The following is a 23,315-nucleotide window of genomic DNA, read 5'->3' on the forward strand; positions in this document are numbered from 1 at the left end:
CTTATTTGCCCTATTTACATTAATGACTAAAGAGCCATCATTAAAAACACTATTACAAAACAGCGACAAAGCATTTGAAAAGCTGTATGTTAGTTATAAAAGTGATTTTATGGCATTTGGAAAAACGTTTTCTATAAAAGAAGAAGACCTTATTGACATATACCAAGATACTTTTTTGAGCTTTTATGAAAACTTGCTAAACGGCAAAATAACGCAATTTACCAGCTCTATAAAAACCTATATTTTTAGTATTGGTAAGTTTAAAATTTATGAATATTTAAGAAAAAACGCTAAACTTAAAATTGTTGACGAACCTGTAAATTCTGAAATTACATTAGATAATTTAAACTTAGATGCCGATGTTTTATCTGAACAAGAGCAATTAGTAAAAGTAAATTTTAAAAAACTTGGCAAACAATGCCAACTTATTTTAGAGTTATTTTATCTAAAAGGAAAAACCTTAAAAAACATACAAATTATTGAAAATTACGACAACACCGATGTTGTAAAAAGTCAAAAATCAAGATGCTTAAGAAAATTAAAACAGCTAGTAAAAAAACAAAATGAATAATAAAGAATTAATAGCACTTTATTTTGAAAACAAACTCAGCGCTGAGCAAACGTCTGTTTTTCAGAACCTTTTAAATACAGACGCGCAGTTTAGAGCCCAGTTTGAATTTGAAAAACAAGTAAAAAAGGCTATTATTTCAACAAAAAAAGATGCATTAAAAGCTCGTTTTAAAGAGCTTGAACAAAGAAAAACAAAGAAAAACACATCTAAATACTACAAAATAGCAATTGCAGCGTCTTTAATTATTGCGCTAGGTTTTTTTGGCTTATGGAAAAAAAATGAACCTATAAATAATGAAAAACTGTTTGCTACTTATTTTGAGCCCTACGCTAATGTAATTGCACCTAGTGCTCGCGGTAACGACACTGAAGATTTAAAAACAGAAGCTTTTAGGTATTATGACACCCACAACTACAACTTGGCTTTAACAGAGTTTGAGGTTTTGTACAGCACTACACAAACGTCATATTACCTTTTCTATCAAGCTATATGCCAACTACAACTAAACAATACCAATAAAGCCATTAGCTTGTTAGAAGCACACAAGCAATACCAAGATAAGGTTTCTCAACACCGCAACTGGTATTTAGCTTTGGCCTATTTAAAAGCTAACAACTTAAAGAAAAGCCAAGAAATTCTTAAACAAATTATCAGTAAAAAGAACTACAAATACAAGGCTGCTGAAACCATTTTAAAAAAATTAGATTAAAATAAGTTTACCTTTTTTAAAAAGCACCATTAATAGAAAAATCAATCTATTATGAAACTCTTTTTAAAAACACCCTTAATCATTTTATGCTTTACAATACTTACAATATTTAGTTGTAGTAAAGATGACGACAACGGTTCAAACAACAACGATTTTGCAGATTTATCATTTGTTTCTGGCGATGAAGGTAGCAGAATTGTACTAACACAAAATAACGAAGACCTAGTTTACTCGGGTAAAAATGTATTAGGCTGGGATACTAGCGCCCTATTAAACCTAAATTACGCTAAAAGCCTGCGTTTATTACACAATGGTTTTGAAACCATAGAAATTAGAATGTCTGTACCTAGTAATTTAGATTTTGTTGAAGCTGCTGTTAATACACACGGTTTACACGGCTCAACAGTGCTATTGCAAAACACACAAGACTTAAGTAGTGTTATTGTTGAAATGTACAGTACTAAAAACCAAGAAAGACAACAATTTTTTGGCACGCTAGAAATTAAACGACATGTTAACTACCAAAACAGTGTAATAGATATGGTTGGCTCTTTTGAAATTACAAGAAACGGACAAACCATTAAAGGTTTATTTTGGAAAAAAGATGTAGCTAATTGGTAAATTAAGCAACCCCAAACATTTTTAAACGCCTTAACTTATTTTAGGGCGTTTTTTTATTATTAAAAATAAAATAGTAATAACAACAAAAAATAAAACGCCGTACAGCCACCAATTATCTGTACTGTTTAATATAATTGCAGAGGTATCACCTGTTAATATAAAACCAGCCCAATAATACGGGTGTTTTAAATTAGGGTCGTCAGTACTATTTAAGTAATCTAATTTAGCATTTTTTAAGGCTATACTTTTGGTTTCACCATTTTTTAAGTGTCTATAAAAAGCAGTCATTATTTGTTGTGTAGCCATGTCTGGCGCACTCCATAAACTAGACAAAACAGCCGGAACACCTGCAGCGGTAAAAGCAGTATTCATAGACACAATACCTTGGCCTGTTTTTAGCTTACCAACACCCGTATTACAAGCACTTAAAACAGCCATATTAGCATTGAGGTTTAAACCATAAAGTTCTGAGATGTAAAGTTCATAATCTTCATTTCCGTCATTAAAAACCAAACTACTTAATTCTGCATCTTGATCATTGATAAAAGAATGCATTGACAAGTGTAAAATTGAATATTTATTAGGTAAATTAGTAAAAGAGGTTTTTGTAGCTTTTTCATTAATATATATATCACTACTGTTAAATAACTTTGATATAGACTTTACCTCATTTATAGCTCCTTCTAAATAATAAGGTTCACCTCTAACTGCTAATTGTAAATTTGACGGTTTAAATGATGAATAAGATGGTGCAAACAACGCAATATCTTTAACTTGGTTTGCTTCAATATATACATTGGTTGAATTTATAAAACTAAAAGCTGATGCATAACTTATATTTAGGTTGTTTAATAAATAATTACCATTATAAGCCAATAATTCAAAAGGTAAATAATACAAAATATCATCGGGTATTATATAAACCTCTCCATTTGTTTTTAAAATATTTGTATTGGTAAAAAGTTCATCAAACAACTTATTAGAATAGTTTACTATTGAGTTTGTTTTAGAGCTTGGGTTTTTTAATAATGTTACCATTTCAACTACTCTATCTTTTAAGTTTTTGTAATTTTTAATTTTAGCAACCTTTATTCCTTTTTCTTTATTTACTTCTAACCTAAAAAGGGCTCCACGAACTTGTTTAAACTTAATAACGTAATGTTGCTTAATATTTTCCAATACAGCATTAGTGTTTACTAAACCTGCTATTTTATTGGTATTTTGGGCTAATTGATTATTTATTTTTTCAAGTTTAATATTATATTCAAAAATGAGCTGATTAATACTATCAGACTTATTTTCTAAATATTGTTTTTTTAAATGTGTAATATTAGTTCTTAAACGCTGTTCTTTCTTTATTAAACTATCTAAAGCTGTGGTTTTAGAGGTTTTCCTGTTATTAATAAATGTATTTAATAAATGTTTAGACTCAATAGATTCCGTGAATATTAAGAATTTATTTAATTTTGATTCAGCCAATAATCCTTGTGATGCTTTAGAAAAAAAATAGTAACAAATATCAGAATATAAAGCATTAACCCTTTCATTTAAAATTTCTTCATTTAAATTAGCCTGAAACTGTTTTAGCGCAAGCCAATATAATTTTTCTGTAATTACTGTTTTGGCTGTAGTTTCAAAAGCTTGTGCTAAATTTAAAAAGCGTTGTGTATCACTTAAAACGGTACCAGGAACAAAATTTTTATAAGATACCGTTCTTATGTCAATATCATTATTACCTCTGTAATATTGTCTTATTAAATAGTTAATATCAGTATAAGCATCTTCGTATTTTTCAGATTTTACATTTAAAATTATACGTTTTTCTAATGCAGATTTTGCTATAAACAAAGGCAATTCTTTTTTTAAATTTAAATCTTTAATAATAGCTTTTGCCTTGGTTAACTCATTATTTGCCATAAAAACATTAGCAAAATGCAAGTCATACTCTTCTCTTATAAAATACAGATCTTTGCTTGGGAAATATTTTTTTCCTTGATTTAAATAAAAAAGTGCTTTTTCCTTATAATCAGCTTCATAATATTCTACTAAATACAAATGACTTAAACATATTAAATCCTTTATATTATCATTAAGTAATTTTTGAGGTTTTGCTTCCTTTAGCATTTCGTTGAGATGAAATAACATTTGTTGTTCATTACCTACAATTCTATATTTTTCAATGAAGTAGTTGTGAAGTTTCATCTCTTTTTCAACATCTCTTTTATCTAAGCCTATTTTTTTATTGGCCTCTACATCATTTTTATAAACTTTAAATGCTTTTTTTAAATAGTTAATAGACTGTTGAAATTTACCAGTACTACTCATAAAATCTGACAAACCAAGATAAACTCTAATTAAATCATTTACTGCATTGGCATTTTCATAAACTGTTTGTGCTTTTTTTAGGTATTTTAAAAATAATTTGGGGTTGTCTAAAAACCTATACCTATAAAGTTCTGAAAGGCTCATGTAGTTTAACCCCAAAACACTTGGCTTTTTTATTTTTAAATCTTCACAAAGCTTAATAGCCTTTAAATAAGCATTTACGGCCTCATTTAATTTACCTATTTGTTTGTATGTAACCCCTGATTTTTGAAGTGTTTCTAACAATAATAAAGAATCAATAGCATTTCTTTTATACTGATATTTTAATGATTGGGTTATGAAATAATCACTATCGGTAATATTTTTTTTACTATTTGAATATTCATATAGTTTATTATAAATTCTATATATGCGCTCAGGAGTTGGGTTGAATTCTTTTAAAGATTCTGTTTGATTTTTTAATACTTCAAACACACTATCAGATTGTTTAGCTACTAATTCAACCTCACTTTTTTCAAGAGCACTTAATAACTTTAAAAAAGGCAATGTATCTTGTTCTGTACGCTGCGCAATTTCAACGGCCTGTAGCCTTAATTTTAAAGCCGCATTATAGTCATTTTGTTGTTGTAAAGAATCTGCAATTCTTGTATAATATTGCCAATTATTTTGAGAAACTATAAATTGACTTGCAAACAAAATAACATGAAATAGAAATATGCGTTTCATAAAAACTATAATTAGTTAATTGAGTTTTTAATAGAAAAAACTTACAAATCGAATATACTACTTTTTTATATAGCTTATGTAAATACCATTATGCTTTTTAGTTTTCATTTATTAATAATAAAACTAACTTTACAATATAAAAACTTGTTATGTTTAACACACTAATTATAGGAGGCGGAGCCGCAGGTTTATCTTGTGCATTGGTTTTAGGCTCTGCAAAAAACAAATCTTTTGCACAAAATAAGCGCGTTGGTATTTTTGTACACCAAAAAACATCGCATTTACAAACAGCTTTATTTAATAATGTTTTGGGGCTGGCTCCTGGAACTACTGGTGCTTCTATATTAGAAAAAGGTAAACAACAATTAACTGAGCTTTACCCACATGTTGAGCAAATTGATAAAGAAAAAGTTTTAGAAATCACAAAATTTGAAGAAGGGTTTGAAGTTATAACTAACAAAAACAGCTATAAAACTAAAATTGTAGTAGTAGCGGTTGGATACACTAACTTAATGCGCATTAAAGGTTTAGAAGATTATATTGAACCACACCCGCGCTCGCCAATTGAAAAAGAACGTATTTGGTTAAAAAACAACGATCATTTAATTGAAAAAAATTTATACGTTGCTGGATCACTTGCCGGATGGCGTAGCCAATTTGCTATTGCCACTGGTAGTGGTGCACATGTGGCTACTGATATTTTAACACTTTGGAATGACGGTAAACACACCAAAGTACATGATAAAGTTGATGGATAATTAGTGAGCCGTTTCGCTTAACTTAATTACCTCTTCAATCATTATATCTGTTTTATTAATAACCTCTTCAAAAGCGCCATTACCATATAATTGTTCGGCTAATGATGCTTTTAAATATTGTTTTACCTCATCATGATAAGCCACAAAGGTTATTTTTGACCGTGTTTGGGTATTAACATAGTCTTGAAATTTAACAACCATGTCATCATCTACTTCAAAACTATCAATAAAATCTTTTCTTGAGATACCGTCGTATGCATGACGATCTAAATCTAACTGCCTAAAAATAAAGTTATCAAAAAACTGATATTGTTCTATATACTGCAATGTTTCATTATGTAGCGTATTATCTATTGGTACAAAAACATCAGGAATTATACCGCCACCGCCATATACTATTTTACCTTTTGGGGTTTTAAACTTTAAAGAATCGGCTACTTCAATTTTAGTAGGGTCTAAGAGTTCGCCACTATCTAATCTTTCAGAATATTCATCATAATAATCTTTGTGCCCTATGGTTTTATAAGGCCTTTGAATAGATCTGCCTGTTGGTGTATAATAACGTGAAACGGTTAAACGTACTGCGCTACCATCACCTAAATCCATTTCGCGTTGTACTAATCCTTTACCATAACTCCGCCTTCCTACAATAACACCTTTATCGTTATCTTGTAAGGCTCCTGCAACAATTTCGCTGGCCGATGCTGAGTTTTCATCTATAAGTACATATACGTTTCCGTTTTCAAAACTACCGCGTTTTGTAGCGTAACTTTCTTCTATGTGGCCACGTTTATCTTTGGTGAATAAAATGAGCTTGTTTTTACCTAAAAACTCATCAACCATTTGCTCTGCAATGGATAAAAAACCACCAGGATTTCCACGTAAATCTAAAGCTATTTCAGTGGCGCCACTATCAATTAGTTTGTCAAGGCCTTTTTTAAATTCTTTGTAAGTTGACTCTGCAAACCTATTAACTTTTATGTAGCCTAATTTGTTGGTAAGCATGTATGATGCATCAACACTTTTTATGGGTATTACACCACGTTTTACGGTAAAATTTAAAAGCTTGGGCGCTCCTTTTCTATAAACTGTTAAATCTACTTTAGAATTTATTGGCCCTTTAAGTCTTTTTACAATATCACCATCAATTATATTATTTCCAAAAAGCGAATCGCCATTAGCCATCAAAATTCTATCACCACCTTTAATGCCTGCTTTTTCACTTGGGCCACCTTCAATAGCCCTAATAACTGTAATAGTATCTCGGTAAGTATAAAAACTAACACCAATGCCTACAAAATCGCCTTTCATGTTTTCGGTAACACGCTCTAAATCTTCTTTTGGAATGTAAACGGAGTGCGGATCTAGATTATTTAAAATACCGTTTACTGTAACATCAACAATACTATCAGTATTAATATCATCTACATAATCGTATTCTATATAATCTATTAACCGGTTTAGCTTTTCTTTTTTACTGTTAGTTGAAAATAACTTATCTGGAGAATCACTAAAATTTAGTTTTCCACCAATAAAAATGCCTGCAGCTGTTGCTACTCCTAAAAAAAGGGGCAAATATTTTTTTTTGTAAAACATTAGGCTGTTAAATCTTCAATTAATTTTAATTCAATACCTGCTTTTTTTAAAAACTTTAAACCAGAATCATCTTTATATTTTGTATGATAAACAACCCTAATAATTCCTGCTTGGTGTATAAGTTTACTGCACTCTTTACAAGGTGATAATGTTATGTACAATGTAGCGCCTTTGCAAGATTGTGTTGATGCTGCTACTTTTAAAATAGCGTTAGCCTCGGCATGTAAAACGTACCATTTTGTATAGTTTTCTTCATCTTCACAGCAGTTTTCAAAACCAGATGGCGTGCCGTTATACCCATCTGAAATTATCATTCTATCTTTTACAATTACAGCGCCTACTTGTTTACGTTTGCAATATGATAACTTCCCCCACTCTTTAGCAATTCTTAAATATGCCTTATCGTACTTTAATTGTTTTTGTTCTGGCATTAAATGTATGTATTAAAGCATGTGTTTGTTTAGCCTTTAATTTAAAACATATACAAACACAAAATGTATAACGAATATAATTGCTATGTATTTTAAATACAATGCTTGTTAGTTAAAGTTTTATAAAACCTTACAGATTTTGTGGTATTTACGTAAAAAATGCTTGAAAAGGTTGTGTTATGATGCTAAAAAGTCGCTTTCTAAAATCATTGGAATAACCAACCCAACAACAATAGCCGAAACTACCATAACCCAATCTCTTTTTGAAAAACGAAAGATTGTTTGCCCAATATAACCCAAAAATAGCACCACAAAAACTATAATTAACTGTGCTATTTCAATACCTAAAGCAAATTCTAATAACATTATTAATTTATTATCAGAATCGCCTAATAAAATTTGAAACTCTCTAGCAAAGCCTAAACCATGAACTAAACCAAAAAATAACGTAGATATGAATAAAACACCTATTTTTTCTTTTTGGGCATTTTTTCCAGCGGTAAACACATTAAATAAAGCTACTATAAAAATGGTTACGGGTATTAAAAACTCAACTATTTGAGCGTTAATTCTAACCACACCATATGATGCCAAAACTAATGATAATGTGTGCCCTAAAGTAAATGTAGATACTAAAAGCAACACTCGTTTCCAGTTTTTAAAAAGATACGGAACAGTTAATGCTATTAAAAACAAAACATGATCATAAGCATTAATATCTAACACATGATTTATACCGTATTCAACATTAAACCAAAAATTTTCCATCATAATAATTAAGCTTTTAGGGTAACGCCCAAAGATACAATTAACTTATAATTTTTATTAATTAAATTAAAAAATAAACTATTAGTATATATTTGCGTTATACTAATAAAACAAGCTTTATGAACAAATTAGTGCTTAGCGCTTTATGCGTTTTTTTTATAATGTTTTCATGCAAAAACACCCCTGAAAACACCACCGAAAATACTAAAGACCAAAACCATAAAGTAACAGAAAAAGATATTACTAAAATTAAATACGCTGATTATTTACTTGATGAAAAAGCACAAATTTATGCGGCAGAATGGGCAGAATACATTCAAATAAAAGAGGTTATTGCTAATTTAAAAAAGGCCGATTTATCGTTTTTTTTAGAAAACAAAGAAGTTGTAAACAACACATTAACCGATTTTAAGAAAAACATACCCGAACCCTTAAATGCTGCTTCAATAACAGCCAGAATTAATGCTTTTGAAACAAAATTTTTAAAACTAGAAAGTCTATACAATTTACAATCTACCTCTAAGGCAGAACTCTTAGCAGTTATAAAAGACGTTTTCATTGCCTTTTCAAACTTAAATCTTCAAATAAACAAAAAAATAGAGTTTGATAATCAAGACATTATAAAACCTTAAATCTGTTTAAGTAAAAAAACAGGCGTACGTGTAGTACGCCTATTTTTTTGCTCTCATTTTTATTAAAAAAATGTTAATATATTTATCAATTTAGTTAACTAAACAAGTATTAATATTAAATTGTAATCTTAAAACTTTTTTAATAAAAAATATGAAACAATCTTGTTAAAAGTGCGTCTCATAACAAACTTTAAAACATAGTTCTTTAAAATGAAAACTAACTCAAAACTCATACCCATTTATGGTTTAGCCATAATGTTGGGTGTTGCATCTTGTAAAAATGATGCCAAAAAAGAAACTGCTCAAGCAGAAACCACACCAGGAATTAACGTTGAATTCATGGATACATCTGTAAAGCCAAGTGACGATTTTTTTAGATACGTAAATGGAAAATGGCTTGATAACAATGAAATTCCTGATGATCGTACCCGTTGGGGAAGCTTTGATGAATTAAGAAAAAACACCAATGATGATGCGCTTTCAATTTTAAGAGCAGCCATGGCTGATGATAAAGACCTCAACAAAATAAATGTTGTTCCTGGTTCCGATCAAGAAAAAGCCGTTATGCTTTTTCAAACTATCATGGATACTATTAACAGAAACAAACAAGGTTTAGAGCCTATAAAACCTTACTTAGCAAAAGTTGATGCCATTAAAAACATACAAGACCTACAAAATTATTTAATTGAAATGGAGCCTAACGGCGGCGGCGGTTTTTTTGGCTTTGGCGTGGCACCACATACTAAAAATAGTGACATTAACGCTGGTTATCTTGGCACTGGCGGCTTGGGCTTACCAGATAGAGATTACTATGTTAAAGATGATGAAGATTCAAAAGAAAAAAGAACGCAATATGTAGCTTATATTACAAAAATGCTTCAATTTTTAGGTGATGATGAAGCTACTGCAAACGCCGAAGCTAAAAAAATTCTTGCTTTTGAAACACGTTTAGCAGAACCAAGAATGGATAAAGTAGATCGAAGAGATGCCCGCAAACGCTACAACCCAAGATCTATAAACGATTTACAAAAAATGGTACCTGCCATTAACTGGAAAGACTACTTTACAGGTATTGGCGTTACCCAAATTGATACCGTTATTGTTACTGAAGTAAAATACATGGATGCACTACAAACAATTTTCAATGAAAATAATGTAGATGATTGGAAATCTTACCTACGCTGGAATTTATTTAACGACGCTGCCGGTGCTTTAAGTACAGATTTAGAAACAGCCTCATGGGAATTTTACAGCAAAACTTTAAGAGGAGCAAAAAAACAACAACCACGTGATGAAAATGCTCTGCAAACTCTTAACGGTACTATTGGCGAAGCATTAGGAAAACTTTATGTTGATGAAAAATTTCCGCCAGAAGCCAAAGTAAAGGCCGAAAAAATGATTGCTAACGTTATTAAAGCTTTTGAAAACAGAATTAATAACTTAAACTGGATGAGCCCTGAAACTAAAGAAAAAGCCGTTGAAAAACTATTAGCTTTAAAAGTGAAAATTGCTTATCCCGATACGTGGAGAGACTACTCTGAATTAGAAATTAGTGGCGTTGAAGAAGGCGGATCATTCTTTCAAAATATGCTTAATGCAAGCAAGTGGTCGCACAACACAAACTTAAAAGATTTAGGGAAACCTGTTGATAAAAGCCGTTGGTTTATGGCGCCACAAGTGGTAAACGCTTATTTTAATCCGCCGTTTAATGAAATTGTTTTTCCTGCTGCTATTTTACAACCTCCTTTTTATAACTATCAAGCTGATGATGCTGTAAATTACGGTGGTATTGGCGCTGTTATTGGTCATGAAATTTCACATTGTTTTGATGATTCTGGAGCACGCTATGACAAAGATGGTAACTTAAACAACTGGTGGACAGACGAAGATTTAAAACAATTTGAAACCTTAGGTAAAAACCTTGCAGACCAATATAGTGCTATTGAAGTTTTACCTGAAACTAATATAAATGGGCCTTTTACTTTAGGTGAAAACATTGGTGATTTAGGTGGTGTTGTTGCTGCTTATGATGCTTTACAATTAAGCTTTGAAGAAAACGGAAGACCAGAAAACATAGATGGTTTTACACCTGAACAACGTTTCTTTATGTCTTGGGGAACTATTTGGAGAACTAAAATGAGAGATGATGCGCTTAAAAATCAAATTAAAACCGATCCGCATTCACCAGGCATGACAAGAGCGGTTCAGCCACTTTTAAACGTTGATGCATTTTATGATGCTTTTGATATTAAAGAAGGCGACAAATTATACATAAAACCAGAAAACCGCGTTAAAATTTGGTAATAACCCATTACTTATACATCAAAAAAAATCGGCATTAAAAATGCCGATTTTTTTTTAGTTTTTACTTTCAGGTGTTTGCGTTTGGCTATTTAACACTTGCTTTTGCCTTAGCAATTCATTTTTAGTAATATTAATCATATTGAAGTTTGGCGCTTCTTTTAAAGCTTCATCTAAAACATCAACAGCTGCATCAATATTACTTTTTGGGTCTTTTGAGAAAATATTTATAGCATTTAAATATTTAAACGCCGTTTTTAAAGGTACTTCATAAGGTGTTTGGCTTTCAAAAAACGCTTTTTTTAAATCTTTTGAATTTGCTAAACCATAAATAATATGCTTTTCAGCTTCAGCATTATTTCTAATTTGAATGTTTAACTCTGCTAATTCATAAGCAATTACAGGGTTTTGATCTCTATTAAACATCTCTTCAAAAAAGGTTAATGCTAATTTAGGCTGTTTAAGTTCTTTTAGAGCTAAAGCCTTAACCTGAATGGCTATATCAGAATCGTTAGCATTTTTTTCAAAACCAATAGTATTTAATGCTTGTGTATTCATACCTTGATCCATATAAATGTAAGCCAAGGTATCTTTTCTAGCCTGCGATGGTGCTAATACATTTAAATGTGTCATGGCGTTAATTACACCTTGTATATCGCCCTGTTTTTTCATTTCCTTGTAATACGCTTCATAATGCGCTAATAACGTTGCGTTATTTTGTGCTTGCATAACAAAACCACTTATTGTTAAAACCAATACTAATACTTGCTTCATCTTTTTAAATTTTTAAGGCCTAAAGCTAAAAAAATAAATATTTAACTACTTACAAGTATGCTGTTTATTTTACAAAACCTAGGCAAAAACATTAATACAAAGCGTTTTATAAGTTATATGTATTAGGAAAACTAAAAAATAATTTCTACATTTAGTAAGACTAAATTTAAATATTATGGGTATAAAAAGTTTTCAAGGGGCCAGAAGGCAACAGGGTAATTCGGCTGAAAGCACACCTTTAAAGGTAAGTGATTACATGACACGCAATTTGATAACCTTTACTCCAGACCAAACTATTGAAAGTGTTATGGAAGCACTTATTAAAAACCGTATTTCTGGCGGACCCGTTGTTAATGAAAACAATGAATTAATTGGTGTTATTTCTGAAGGTGATTGTATTAAACAAATTAGCGAAAGCCGCTATTACAACTTACCAATGCAAGATAAAACTATTGAAAAACACATGGCCAAAAATATTGAAACTATTGATGGTAACATGAATATTTTTGATGCTGCTAATAAGTTTTTAAATGCTAAACGCAGGCGTTTCCCTATTGTTGAAAATGGTAAATTAGTGGGGCAAATTAGCCAAAAAGATGTGTTAAAAGCTGCTATGGAACTTAAAGGCCAAAACTGGTGGAAATAGCTTTTTATGTATGCCTTTTTTTAAAGGCTTCGGGTAAATCTGTAATTAATAATTTTTGCGTATCAGTACTTTCTAAAGCTGCAATTTTTGAGTAGCCGTAACCTTCAATGGGTTGTTGTAGTGTTTTCCATTTTGCAATACCAGCTACCACAATAGTTTCGCCAACTTCTAAAATTCTTTCAGAATAACGTAGTGTTTTATTTAAACCAAAAAAGTTCTGACTATCTACATCAAAATCTGACAAAAGTTTTTTAAACTCTGGTGTTGGTTCTTTAAAAAAACCTGAGGACACGCGTTTATCTTTCACTAAATAACTCATGTAATTTTTAGGTTGGCTTGTGGGTTTTACCATTACAACTTCGCCTCGTTCTTCAATAAAAAAATCTTGTATATCTTGTTTTTTAACAAGTGTTTTCCATTTTGAATGCTTTCCTGTGCTAATTTTTTGTTCAATTTTAAATTCAAAAGCAACACATTTTCGTTTACTAAAAGGCATAACAAAAGGCTCATGGCTTTGCAGTACTTTGCCCATTATTTTTATAGGCATATTGGTTTTAAACTGAGCTATACTTTTAAACTGAAATTTAGCTAAATGCCGTAAAAGCACATTTTTTTTACTGTAATAAAAAAACAAAATTATTATTATTATTACAAAAACAGTAATGAATAAAACAGGTATAAATAGTTGCATAATTAAACTTATAGCGTTGTTTTATTAGTGTACATTTATTACGGTATGTTACATTTTATTTTTCTCTGGTAACAAGGGCATAATAATCACCATCAATAGGTAAATATCCTTGATTGTACACAAAATAGTAAACGGTTCCGGCTTTTGTTGTGTAAATGCTGGTAAAAAAATTAAAGTCGAAACCATTTTCAATAAGCTTAGATCTTGATACTTTAGTTTTTCCGTTAGGATTTAACATTTCTAAAACTCTATAGTTTTTTCTAAGCCTATTGTTGGTATTGCGTATAAGGTTTTTATTGTCTTTATTTATTTTGTTATTGTAGGCATTACGGCAACCATCACTACAAAATTTTTTATCAATTCTGCCAACAATTTTACTGCCACACTCTAAGCATTGTCTGTCCATAACATAGTAATTTAAACCATTTTTTGCTATGGTATTAGGCCCAAATGCTTTCTAGGGTATATGAGCTTCCTTCGTACACCCAATGTTCACCGGTTAAAAATCTATAGTTTTTATCTAAAGCAGCAATTTCATCCATGTCGGTTTGTGATAATTCTACAGCTTGTGCTTCAAAATTTTCTACTATGCGCTTAGGATTTACAGATTTTGGTATTACAGAAGTACCTCTGTGCAATGCCCAACTTATAAGTATTTGTCCTGCTGATGCGTTTTTAGCCTTGGCTATATTTAAAATTACAGGATCTTTTAAAAGAACTGGTTCATCTTCAGCTTTAAATTTAGCTGCTCTATCGCCAGAACCTAATGGCGCATAGGCTGTAACATGAATGCCATGGCTTTTACAAAAGGCCAACATATCATTTTGCTGAAAATAAGGGTGGCATTCAATTTGGTTCATTGCGGGTTTAATGTTAGCACTGGCCATTAACTGCTTTAAAGCTTTAGGACCAAAGTTTGAAACACCAATATGCTTAGTTAAACCCTTTGCAACGGCTTCTTCCATGCCTTCCCAAGTAAGTTCATTAGGTAGTTCTTTTAACGGAATAAAATCTTCTACTTTACTAACAAAAGGCACCTCTTTTTTTTGTGCAATAGGCCAGTGTATTAGGTATAAATCTAAATAATCTAATTGTAAATCGGTTAGTGTTTTATTAATAGCTTCAATAACATCACTTTTTGCATGCATATTGCTCCAAAGTTTTGATGTTATCCAAAGTTCTTCTCTAGTAACAACACCCTCATTTATAACTTCTTTTAGTGCTTTACCAACTTCAGCTTCATTACCATAAGCAGCGGCACAATCTATGTGCCTATAACCATTTTTAATAGCTGTTTTTACGGCGTTGTAAACTTCGCCTTCGGCAGATTTCCAAGTTCCTAATCCAAAGGCAGGCATTTTGTGGTTGTTACTAAATTTTAGTGTTTTCATAGGGTGTTTAGTGGTTTTTTGTTTTAAAATTTACATTTTAAATTTAATCTATTTCGTATAAATTATTGTCTAAATTACTTTCAAAGTAAAGAAAATAGTTTAATGTATTATATTTATTTTTTGTTAAAAATCGGTTACATGCCCCCAATTTTCTCCTGTTTTAATTCGGTGCAATTGCATTTCAGAAATACCAAATTGTTTTGCAATTAATCGTAACCTTGTTTTTCTATTCGGATCAAAAATTTTACGTTTAATCATTTTTACTTTGCCTTCTGAAAGTTTTGAATAAGGCGGGTTGTTTTTCTTTTTTTCTTTTGAAGCAATTACATTGGGGTTTTTTAAATTGTGCTTAACCAATTCACTACGTGTTACCCAAGCCAAATTATCTTGGTGGTTATTGGTTTTATCATAATCTTTATGAATTACAAAGGGCTTGTTTTCTGGGTTATCAATAAAAAGTTCGGCAACAACACGGTGTACATATTGCAAATCATTCTTTTTATCTTTTTTAATGGCCGTAAAAGCCTCATAGCCATTAGCTACTTTTGAAAACTTAAAAAACTCACCTTTAGCTTTCATTTTAAACCTAATAACTCTACCAAAGTTTGATACTTGGTATACTTCGTTTTCTTTCCAAATTGGGCGTTTAAGTGTTTTCCACGCTTCTTTTTTTACGTTTAACATATGGTTGTTTTTGAGAGAGGTTGCTATTAAGTTGTAAATATAAGAAATAAAAAAATAATCGTTTGTAAACGACTACAAACGTTTACAAACGATTTTAAATAAGTAAATACCGAATAACTTTTGATTGGTAATTGATATTTGCAGTGTCGAAACATTAGAACTCGATAGTATTAACTGTTTAACATTAAAAATAACATTTATGAACGCACTTAGAAACAAAGTACAGTTGATTGGTAGATTAGGGCAAGACCCAGAAATTATTAACTTTAATGACGGTAACAAAATGGCAAAATTTACCCTTGCTACTGATGATAGTTACAAAGATAAAAACGGCAACAAAGTAGAGCGCGCACATTGGCACAACATTATAGTTAAAGGCGGTTTAGTTAGTGTTGTTGAAAACTACATTACTAAAGGAAAAGAAATAGCCGTTGAAGGTAAACTTACCAACAGAACTTACGAAACTAAAAATGGCGAAAAACGCTATATAACCGAAATACTTTGCAATGAATTATTAATGCTTAGTAAATAACCTTTTTTTGCTCACCACAATAGGCCACTATTTTATAATAGTGGCTTTTTTGTTCAAAAAAACCGATGAAACGCATAAAAAATCTATAAAAAGCTAATTTTAACATAATAATATAGTTATTATTCACGTGCTTAAGTATGTTTGGTATTTGATAGCCCTAAAATATGAAACGTACTCTCACGCTGCTTATATGCTTAATTAGCTTTAACGTATTTGCCCAAAAAAACATTTTCAACGTTCAAGAATCTGATAACAATAACCTTTTTGAATATGCTAAATATGTTAACGTTGGAAAAACCAACTATAATATTAAAGCTATTTTAAACAACAACACATTACAGTATAAACAACTAGAATCTGCCAACCATAGTGTTGGTTTTACAAGTGATAATTATTGGGTAAACTTTAAATTAAAAAACAATAAAAACCAGCCTAAAACATTTTATTTAGAAACCGCAAGACCAATAACCGATGTTGTTAATCTTTATAAAATAAATGAAAATAACATTGAATTATTTAAAAACGGAGATAATGTACCTTTTTCACAAAAACATGTTAAGCATCATGCTACAGTTTTTAAACTAATATTGCCCCCAAATAAAATTCAAAACATATACATACATTTAAAAAGCGACGGAGAAACAATAAACTTGCCATTAAACCTATATTCTGAAACAGAGTTTTTGTTAGCTAATTACAAACAACAACTATTTTTTGGTCTTTTTTATGGCGTACTTTTTTTAGCGGGCATTATTTACTTGTTTTTTTACACAAGTTTAAAAGAAAAATCGTTTTTATACTACGGCATTTATGTGTTTTCTATTGGTTTAATGCAAGCTGCTTTAGATGGTTTTATACATGAATACATACTAATAAACGGTGGCTATATAAACAACCGTACCGTTTTAATTACAGCATTATCATCAAATTTATTTTTGCTTAAATATTGTGAACATTTTTTAAATGTAAACACAAAATTAAAAGCGTTTAAAAAAGCTTTTAATATTATTTATGGCATTATTGCCTTTTCATTTTTAATGCTATTTATAAACGCTGAAACGCTTAAAATTGCCTATCCTTTAAGTAATATAAATGGTCTAATTAGTTTGTTACTTATTCTTGCAACTATAATTACCATGCAATTTAAACGCATTAAAATAGATGCATTCTTTTCTATTGGTATTTTATTTTTAGTTATTGGTTTACTAGGTTTTGTAATGAACAATTTAAGTTTGTTACCAAATAATTTTATAACACTTAACAGTGCAAAATTTGGCTCTGGTTTTGAGGTTATATTCTTATCGTTGTCAATGACAAATCTTATAAAAAAACTAAGGTTAGAAAAAGAAAAATCGCAAGAAGAGGCCTTAAAAAAATCTGAAGAAATCAGCCAGCTAAAAACCTATTTCATGTCTAATATGAGTCATGAATTACGCACACCAATTAACGCCATTATGGGCATTGCTGAAAGTGAATTAGAAACCCAACAAGATAACAACAACCGCAAACCCTTTGAAATTATTAAAAATGCATCACTTAGTTTACTTAGCAATGTGAATGATATTATTGATTTTGAAAAAATTGAAACCAATAAACTACAATTAAATTCAGCAAGTTTTAATCCTACAATTAAACTCAACCAAATAAGTAATAACTGGAAAACAGAAGCCATAAAAAAAGGGTTAAACTATACGTTTGAAATGGATTCTGAAATACCATCAAGCGTTTATGCTGATGCTGATAGGTTTATTCAAATAATTAATAACGTGCTTAGTAATGCTGTTAAATTCACTAATAAAGGTGCTATTTATTTTAAAGTAAAATGCCTAAAACAACCTAACGATATGTGCCGTTTTTCTTTTCAAATAACCGATACAGGAATAGGCATAGACCCCAGCGAAAAAGACCGTGTTTTTGATAGTTTTAATCAAATGAAACTTAATCATAAAAGAGCTTTTGGCGGTATTGGCTTAGGCTTAACTATAGCAAAACATATTATTGAGCTTTTTGAAGGATCTCTAAAAATTGATAGTATACCTAACAAAGGCACCTCCGTTTTTATAGATTTAAACTTAAAAAGTTTTCATCAAATAGAAACTCCTACAGCTAACAATGTAAGTGAAAACAACCCTGTTCATATTTTAGTAGTTGAAGACAATAAAATGAACCAAATGGTTATGCGTAAAATTTTAAACGGTTTTCCTAACACATCCTTTGCTATTGTTAACAATGGGCAAGAAGCTTTAGATGCACTTAAACAAAATGTTTACGACCTTGTTTTAATGGACTTACAAATGCCTATTATGGATGGCTACGAGGCCACAGAAATTATAAGAAACGGTGTAAACGGTATTAAAAATAACATACCAATAATAGCTGTTACTGCCGATGCTATGCAAGAAACCAAAACAAAAGTTTTAAATTTAGGCATGAATGATTACCTAACAAAACCCGTAAATAAAGCATTATTATTAGAAAAAATAAACCAGCATAAACACATCAACTCTGAAACAGATAACAATGACCCCGATTTAAAAATTGCTTAAAAAACTTATTTTTTAACGTTGTCTTTATTAAAATAGCCACCCTTGTTTTCTTTACGTTCTAAAGATTGTGTTATAATAAGGTGCGCCACATTAACCATGTTTCTTAACTCACAAAGTGAAGGTGTAATTTTAGACTCTCTATACAAATCTTCAACTTCATTGTAAATTACATCTAAATGTTTAATAGCACGTTTTAAACGCTTATTGCTTCTAACTATACCAACATAATTGCGCATTAAAGCTTGCAAACTTTTTAAGTTATGCTTAATTAAAACATGTTCTTCGGGTATAACCGTGCCTTCATCATTCCATGCAGGAATTTTTATTTGATGCGTTGGATATGCTTTTTTTGTGTGATGTTTGTATATATTATGCGCATACACCAAAGCCTCTAATAAAGAATTTGATGCTAACCTATTGGCTCCGTGCAAGCCTGTTCTAGAACATTCGCCGCAGGCAAATAAATTATTTATAGTTGTTTTTCCTTTTTTATTAACTTTTATACCGCCACATAAATAGTGCGATGCAGGCACAACCGGAATCCAGTCTTTTTCAATATTAATATGAAGCGATAAACATTTATTGTATATAGTTGGAAAGTGTTTTTTAAAACCCTCAACATCTAAATGCGTACAATCTAAATACACATGGTTGTCGCCTGATTTTTTTAATTCGGCATCAATACTTTGCGATACAATATCACGCGAAGCCAATTCTGCACGTTCATCATAGTCTGGCATAAAACGATACCCTTTTCCATTACGTAAATACGCACCAAAGCCTCTAACAGCTTCAGAAATTAAAAATGCCGATTCGCCCTTTTCTTGATATAATGCTGTTGGATGAAACTGAACAAACTCCATATCTTTAATACGAGCCTTGGCCCTATAAGCCATAGCAATACCATCGCCAGTAGCAATAACTGGATTTGTAGTGTGCCCATAAACACAACCTATACCGCCTGAGGCTAACAAAGTTGCATTGGCTTTTATGGTAAAAATTTCGCCTGTTTTTTGATTAAAAACGTAGGCTCCGTAACAAGTTAACTCATTAGTGTTTTCTGCTTTTACATGATGATTTGTAACCAAATCTAAAGCAAAATGATGCGGCAATAACGTAATATTTGGTAATTGGTGCACACGTTTTATAAGCGTACGTTCAATTTCGGCACCGGTTAAATCTTTATGGTGTACAATTCTATATTCAGAGTGGCCACCCTCTTTACCTAAATCTAAATTTCCAGAACCATCATCATCAAAATTAGCACCCCATTCAATTAGTTCTTTTAGTCTTTTCGGTCCTTCTTTAACAACCAATTTTACTACCTCTTGTTTGCACAAACCATCGCCAGCAATAAGAGTATCTTCAATATGTTTTTTAAACGAATCTTCTTCTTTATTAAGCACCACAGCCATACCACCTTGGGCGTATTTTGTGTTCGATTCGTCTTCGCTATCTTTAGTTATTATAACAACATTTCTATCAGGAAATGTTTCGGCAATTTTAACTGAAAATGTTAAACCCGCAATGCCTGAACCAATAACTAAATAATGAGTTTCTAGCATAATTTATTTTGAAAGTTCTAACATGCGCTCAATAGGTAGTAATGCACGAGACCTTAATGGTTCTGGCACTTCAATAGCTGGTGTTTCGTGTAATAAACAATTGTAGAGTTTTTCCATGGTATTCATTTTCATGAAATGGCATTCACTACACGCACACGTATTATCTTCAACCGCTGGAGCAGGTATTAACTCTGTATTTGGCATTTCTAACTGCATTTTATGTAAAATACCAGCTTCAGTAGCTACAATAAATTTATCGTTTTGGTTTGCTTTTACGTAATTAATCATACCCGATGTAGAACCAATGTAGGTAGCCGTATTTAGAATATGCTCTTCAGATTCTGGGTGAGCTATAATTTTATAATCTGGGTGTTTTTTATGCAATTCAATTAACTTATCCATTGAAAAGGCTTCGTGTACCACACAGCTACCATCCCAAAGTAACATATCTCTACCTGTTTCTTTCATAATGTAACGACCTAAATTTTTATCGGGTGCAAAAATTATAGGTGTGTCTTTAGGTACAGAGTTTACTATTTTAAGTGCATTTGATGATGTACAAACAATATCACTTAATGCTTTTATTTCTGCAGAGCAGTTAATATATGTTATTACAATGTGGTCTGGATGCTTTTCTTTAAACGCTTTAAATGACTCTGGCGGGCAAGAATCTGCCAAAGAACATCCGGCATTTAAATCTGGCAGCACCACTTTTTTTGTTGGGTTTATAATTTTTGCAGTTTCGGCCATAAAATGCACACCTGCAAACACAATAATATCGGCATCAGTTTGCGCTGCTTGTTGTGATAAACCTAAACTATCACCCACATAATCTGCAATATCTTGTATAGCACCTTCTTGGTAATAATGTGCTAAAATAACAGCATTCTTTTCTTTCCTTAACTGGTTTATCTCTTTTACAAAATCCATTTTTCAAATAAATAAGTATTGTTAAAACTAGCGTTTTTAAACGTTAACTTTGAAACTAAACTACAAATATCTTAATTATAATTTTTATTGAATTACGTTTTGGCTAAAAAATAACAATCAATAAAATACATGTGGCTTTTTACTTAAATATTTAAGCATTTGTTAAACAAATACTTATATTATTTACAAAATGGTATTTATTGCTTAATTTTATGTTGCAACTGCTTTATTAAACGTTCGTTTATATCAAGCTCACTTAAAGCTTGTTTTTTAACATCATCAAACACGTTTTTTGCGCTATTAAATAAGCTTTTATAGTAAGTTATACCATTGTTTAAATTATTAGTGAATGTTAATATGTAATTAGCCTCTTTTTTAGTCATATTACTTTTTACTTCATCTAACTTTTTCAATATAAAATCTACATAAATATTAAGCTCTTTAATAAATATATTAGGCCTCTTTGTAGTTGTTACCATATTATCTCTGCCGTAAATATGATCTGTGATGTTTTTTAAACTCATTACTTTTGAATAATATGCCATATTGGGGCCCGGACAAACTGATACACCTTCGCCTTCAACTTTTGTGCTTAAATTATGAACCAACAATGCCGATGTGCCTAAACCCACACAAGTACATGATTTTTGAGTTATACTATTGAATGCTTTCTCATAGGCATCAGCAGATAAATTTTTGGCATCAAGCGCCTTAAGTTTTAAATACTGATATTCTCTTGATGCCGTACAAATACCCTTTTCACCAAACTCTTTGTTAAGTGCTACAAACTTTTTTGGGCAACAACTACCTGGTCTTCCTTTAAAAATTAAATTGTTTTTCTCAGCATCTTTTGTATTATTTTTTAAATTATTAAACGGCACACCAAGTGGTGAAATATCACTTAAATACAAATCGTTTTCATTAGCCTTAACTAGTTTTTTAAGCGTATTATTATCAACAGTGGTGGCTTCTGACACTAATAAAAAAGGGCTTCCCCAGCCAACGGAATCTAGTTTATATTCATCAATTAAAAATGCATGTTCTTTATGCGTGCCAACACCACCTTGCGCAGAAATTGCTATTTTCAATTGAGCTTTTGGCACTACCTTACCAGCAGCTTTTAAAGCGTTGTTTAACACATCTGTAATGGTATTTATTAATTCACCTCGTTTTTCTTTAAACTCGTGTAAAACGGGCCCAAGTAAATATCCGTCAGTTGCAAAAGCATGACCACCACAGTTTAAACCAGACTCAACTCTGTATTCTGACACCCATAAGCCTTTTTTTGCTAAAAATTTCCCTTGCACCAAAGCCGATCTATAATCACTTACTTTTAAAATAATTTTCTTTTTTATTAGGCCATTTTCATTAGGGAAAAAATCGTCAAATTGCGCCATGTAAGCATAAAGCCTAGGATTCAAACCTGCTGATAACACAACCGCCGCTTCTAGTTTGCTATTAGCAAACCCCCTTAAAGCCGCATGTGCATCATTATATTCTACGGGTAACTTTTGGTTGTTAAACGTGTTTTCTTTATCAACCTTTGTCATTATATTAACATCAATACGGCCTTTTTTTAAATGTGTTGCTAACCAATTTTTTACTTCAGAAACATCAATGCCATTTTTAAGTAATTTGGTAAACTCTTGTTTTAAAACTACGCCACTTGGCAGCATGCTTAAGTGGGTTTTAATATCTTCAATTTTATCTAAAGAAACATTTTTTAAAGCACTATATTTTTCATCAACCAAATGGTTCATTAAATTTAAGTATGATGTAATACGTTTTGCTCTAAAATCTTTCACTTTATTAGTTATTTCATTGTATTGCAATTCAAATTTTTCGCAATACATTTTTCTTAATTTTTCTAATAAAATATCATCTACTAAAGAAACAACAGAGTCTATACCAAAATGGGCAACTTTTAAAGGTGTATCAATAGTAAATGCAATACCCATAACTGGTATATGAAATGAATGAGAATGGCTCATAACTATAATTTGAATGATTTTTTATATTATTTACACTGAAAAAAAACGAAGATATATGCAGTAATTACTACATAATATGATATTTATCATGCGTAATAACGCACACAACAAATTATAGCCACCAAAA

General features: G+C 30.9%; 21 protein-coding genes. 9 read left to right on the forward strand and 12 right to left on the reverse strand.

The window, feature by feature from the left end:
* The first annotated feature begins 22 nt into the window (after positions 1-22).
* Genes FUA26_RS02870 through FUA26_RS02880 form a run of 3 tightly spaced genes read left to right on the forward strand, consistent with a single transcriptional unit; the run spans position 23 to position 1,901 of the window.
* Complete coding sequence (locus FUA26_RS02870; RefSeq protein ID WP_147131318.1) at positions 23-571, forward strand: sigma-70 family RNA polymerase sigma factor; 549 nt, start codon at positions 23-25, stop codon at positions 569-571.
* A complete protein-coding gene (locus FUA26_RS02875) occupies positions 564-1,280 on the forward strand; it encodes a hypothetical protein (RefSeq protein WP_147131321.1) in 717 nt (238 codons plus the stop codon). Before FUA26_RS02870 ends, FUA26_RS02875 begins: the two co-directional genes overlap by 8 nt.
* A gap of 51 nt (positions 1,281-1,331) precedes the next feature.
* The gene (locus FUA26_RS02880; RefSeq protein ID WP_147131323.1) at positions 1,332-1,901 is read left to right on the forward strand and encodes a hypothetical protein; all 570 of its coding nucleotides are present in this window, start codon (positions 1,332-1,334) and stop codon (positions 1,899-1,901) included.
* Positions 1,902-1,931: 30 nt separating this feature from the next.
* Here the strand turns inward: FUA26_RS02880 and FUA26_RS02885 are convergent, their stop codons facing one another.
* Positions 1,932-4,952, reverse strand: coding sequence for a CHAT domain-containing protein (locus FUA26_RS02885; RefSeq protein ID WP_147131326.1), 3,021 nt, complete (start codon positions 4,950-4,952; stop codon positions 1,932-1,934).
* Between the two features lie 149 nt (positions 4,953-5,101).
* Between FUA26_RS02885 and FUA26_RS02890 the strand changes: the two genes are divergently transcribed.
* Complete coding sequence (locus FUA26_RS02890) at positions 5,102-5,710, forward strand: FAD-dependent oxidoreductase (protein ID WP_147131328.1); 609 nt, start codon at positions 5,102-5,104, stop codon at positions 5,708-5,710.
* On the opposite strand, the gene FUA26_RS02895 is transcribed toward FUA26_RS02890, so the two are convergent.
* From FUA26_RS02895 to FUA26_RS02905, 3 genes are all read right to left on the reverse strand, one after another.
* Positions 5,711-7,306 carry a S41 family peptidase gene (locus FUA26_RS02895; RefSeq protein ID WP_147131331.1) on the reverse strand — a complete coding sequence of 532 codons (1,596 nt, stop codon included), beginning with the start codon at positions 7,304-7,306 and terminating at the stop codon, positions 5,711-5,713.
* Positions 7,306-7,737 carry a deoxycytidylate deaminase gene (locus tag FUA26_RS02900; protein WP_147131334.1) on the reverse strand — a complete coding sequence of 144 codons (432 nt, stop codon included), beginning with the start codon at positions 7,735-7,737 and terminating at the stop codon, positions 7,306-7,308. Before FUA26_RS02900 ends, FUA26_RS02895 begins: the two co-directional genes overlap by 1 nt.
* A 177-nt stretch (positions 7,738-7,914) precedes the next feature.
* Positions 7,915-8,508, reverse strand: coding sequence for a HupE/UreJ family protein (locus tag FUA26_RS02905; protein WP_147131336.1), 594 nt, complete (start codon positions 8,506-8,508; stop codon positions 7,915-7,917).
* Positions 8,509-8,624: 116 nt separating this feature from the next.
* On the opposite strand from FUA26_RS02905, the gene FUA26_RS02910 reads away from it, so the two are divergent.
* Together FUA26_RS02910 and FUA26_RS02915 are read left to right on the forward strand one after the other, a co-directional pair.
* Entirely contained in the window at positions 8,625-9,137 is a 513-nt protein-coding gene (locus tag FUA26_RS02910) for a hypothetical protein (RefSeq protein WP_147131339.1), read from the forward strand.
* 210 nt (positions 9,138-9,347) lie between these two features.
* A complete protein-coding gene (locus tag FUA26_RS02915; RefSeq protein WP_147131341.1) occupies positions 9,348-11,441 on the forward strand; it encodes a M13 family metallopeptidase in 2,094 nt (697 codons plus the stop codon).
* A 54-nt stretch (positions 11,442-11,495) separates the two neighbouring features.
* On the opposite strand, the gene FUA26_RS02920 is transcribed toward FUA26_RS02915, so the two are convergent.
* Complete coding sequence (locus FUA26_RS02920; protein WP_147131344.1) at positions 11,496-12,212, reverse strand: tetratricopeptide repeat protein; 717 nt, start codon at positions 12,210-12,212, stop codon at positions 11,496-11,498.
* A 175-nt stretch (positions 12,213-12,387) separates the two neighbouring features.
* Between FUA26_RS02920 and FUA26_RS02925 the strand changes: the two genes are divergently transcribed.
* Positions 12,388-12,858 (forward strand): CBS domain-containing protein, encoded by a 471-nt coding sequence (locus tag FUA26_RS02925; RefSeq protein WP_147131347.1) that lies wholly within the window; start codon positions 12,388-12,390, stop codon positions 12,856-12,858.
* 4 nt (positions 12,859-12,862) lie between these two features.
* Here FUA26_RS02925 and FUA26_RS02930 read toward each other — a convergent pair whose 3' ends face one another.
* The 4 genes from FUA26_RS02930 to FUA26_RS02945 all read right to left on the reverse strand — a co-directional run bounded on the left by FUA26_RS02930 (position 12,863) and on the right by FUA26_RS02945 (position 15,624).
* Positions 12,863-13,390 (reverse strand): GIDE domain-containing protein, encoded by a 528-nt coding sequence (locus tag FUA26_RS02930; protein WP_186826842.1) that lies wholly within the window; start codon positions 13,388-13,390, stop codon positions 12,863-12,865.
* 214 nt (positions 13,391-13,604) lie between these two features.
* Entirely contained in the window at positions 13,605-13,955 is a 351-nt protein-coding gene (locus FUA26_RS02935; protein WP_147131352.1) for a hypothetical protein, read from the reverse strand.
* Between the two features lie 34 nt (positions 13,956-13,989).
* Positions 13,990-14,940 (reverse strand): aldo/keto reductase, encoded by a 951-nt coding sequence (locus tag FUA26_RS02940; RefSeq protein ID WP_147131355.1) that lies wholly within the window; start codon positions 14,938-14,940, stop codon positions 13,990-13,992.
* 123 nt (positions 14,941-15,063) lie between these two features.
* Complete coding sequence (locus FUA26_RS02945; protein ID WP_147131358.1) at positions 15,064-15,624, reverse strand: HNH endonuclease; 561 nt, start codon at positions 15,622-15,624, stop codon at positions 15,064-15,066.
* A gap of 199 nt (positions 15,625-15,823) precedes the next feature.
* Here FUA26_RS02945 and FUA26_RS02950 point away from each other — a divergent pair, with 199 nt between their 5' ends.
* Positions 15,824-16,156, forward strand: a complete 333-nt coding sequence (locus tag FUA26_RS02950; protein ID WP_147131361.1) for a single-stranded DNA-binding protein — start codon at positions 15,824-15,826, stop codon at positions 16,154-16,156.
* Positions 16,157-16,320: 164 nt separating this feature from the next.
* Positions 16,321-18,702, forward strand: a complete 2,382-nt coding sequence (locus FUA26_RS02955; protein WP_147131364.1) for a hybrid sensor histidine kinase/response regulator — start codon at positions 16,321-16,323, stop codon at positions 18,700-18,702.
* Positions 18,703-18,707: 5 nt separating this feature from the next.
* Here FUA26_RS02955 and nadB read toward each other — a convergent pair whose 3' ends face one another.
* The 3 genes from nadB to FUA26_RS02970 form a co-directional block, all read right to left on the reverse strand.
* Complete coding sequence (gene nadB / locus FUA26_RS02960; protein ID WP_147131367.1) at positions 18,708-20,267, reverse strand: L-aspartate oxidase; 1,560 nt, start codon at positions 20,265-20,267, stop codon at positions 18,708-18,710.
* A 3-nt stretch (positions 20,268-20,270) separates the two neighbouring features.
* Complete coding sequence (gene nadA / locus FUA26_RS02965) at positions 20,271-21,197, reverse strand: quinolinate synthase NadA (protein WP_147131370.1); 927 nt, start codon at positions 21,195-21,197, stop codon at positions 20,271-20,273.
* Between the two features lie 197 nt (positions 21,198-21,394).
* Positions 21,395-23,188: a hypothetical protein gene (locus FUA26_RS02970; RefSeq protein WP_147131373.1), complete on the reverse strand. Its 1,794-nt coding sequence runs from the start codon at positions 23,186-23,188 to the stop codon at positions 21,395-21,397.
* Positions 23,189-23,315 lie beyond the last annotated feature (127 nt).

This window comes from Seonamhaeicola algicola, from assembly GCF_007997385.1.
GTDB classification, from domain to species: domain Bacteria; phylum Bacteroidota; class Bacteroidia; order Flavobacteriales; family Flavobacteriaceae; genus Seonamhaeicola; species Seonamhaeicola algicola.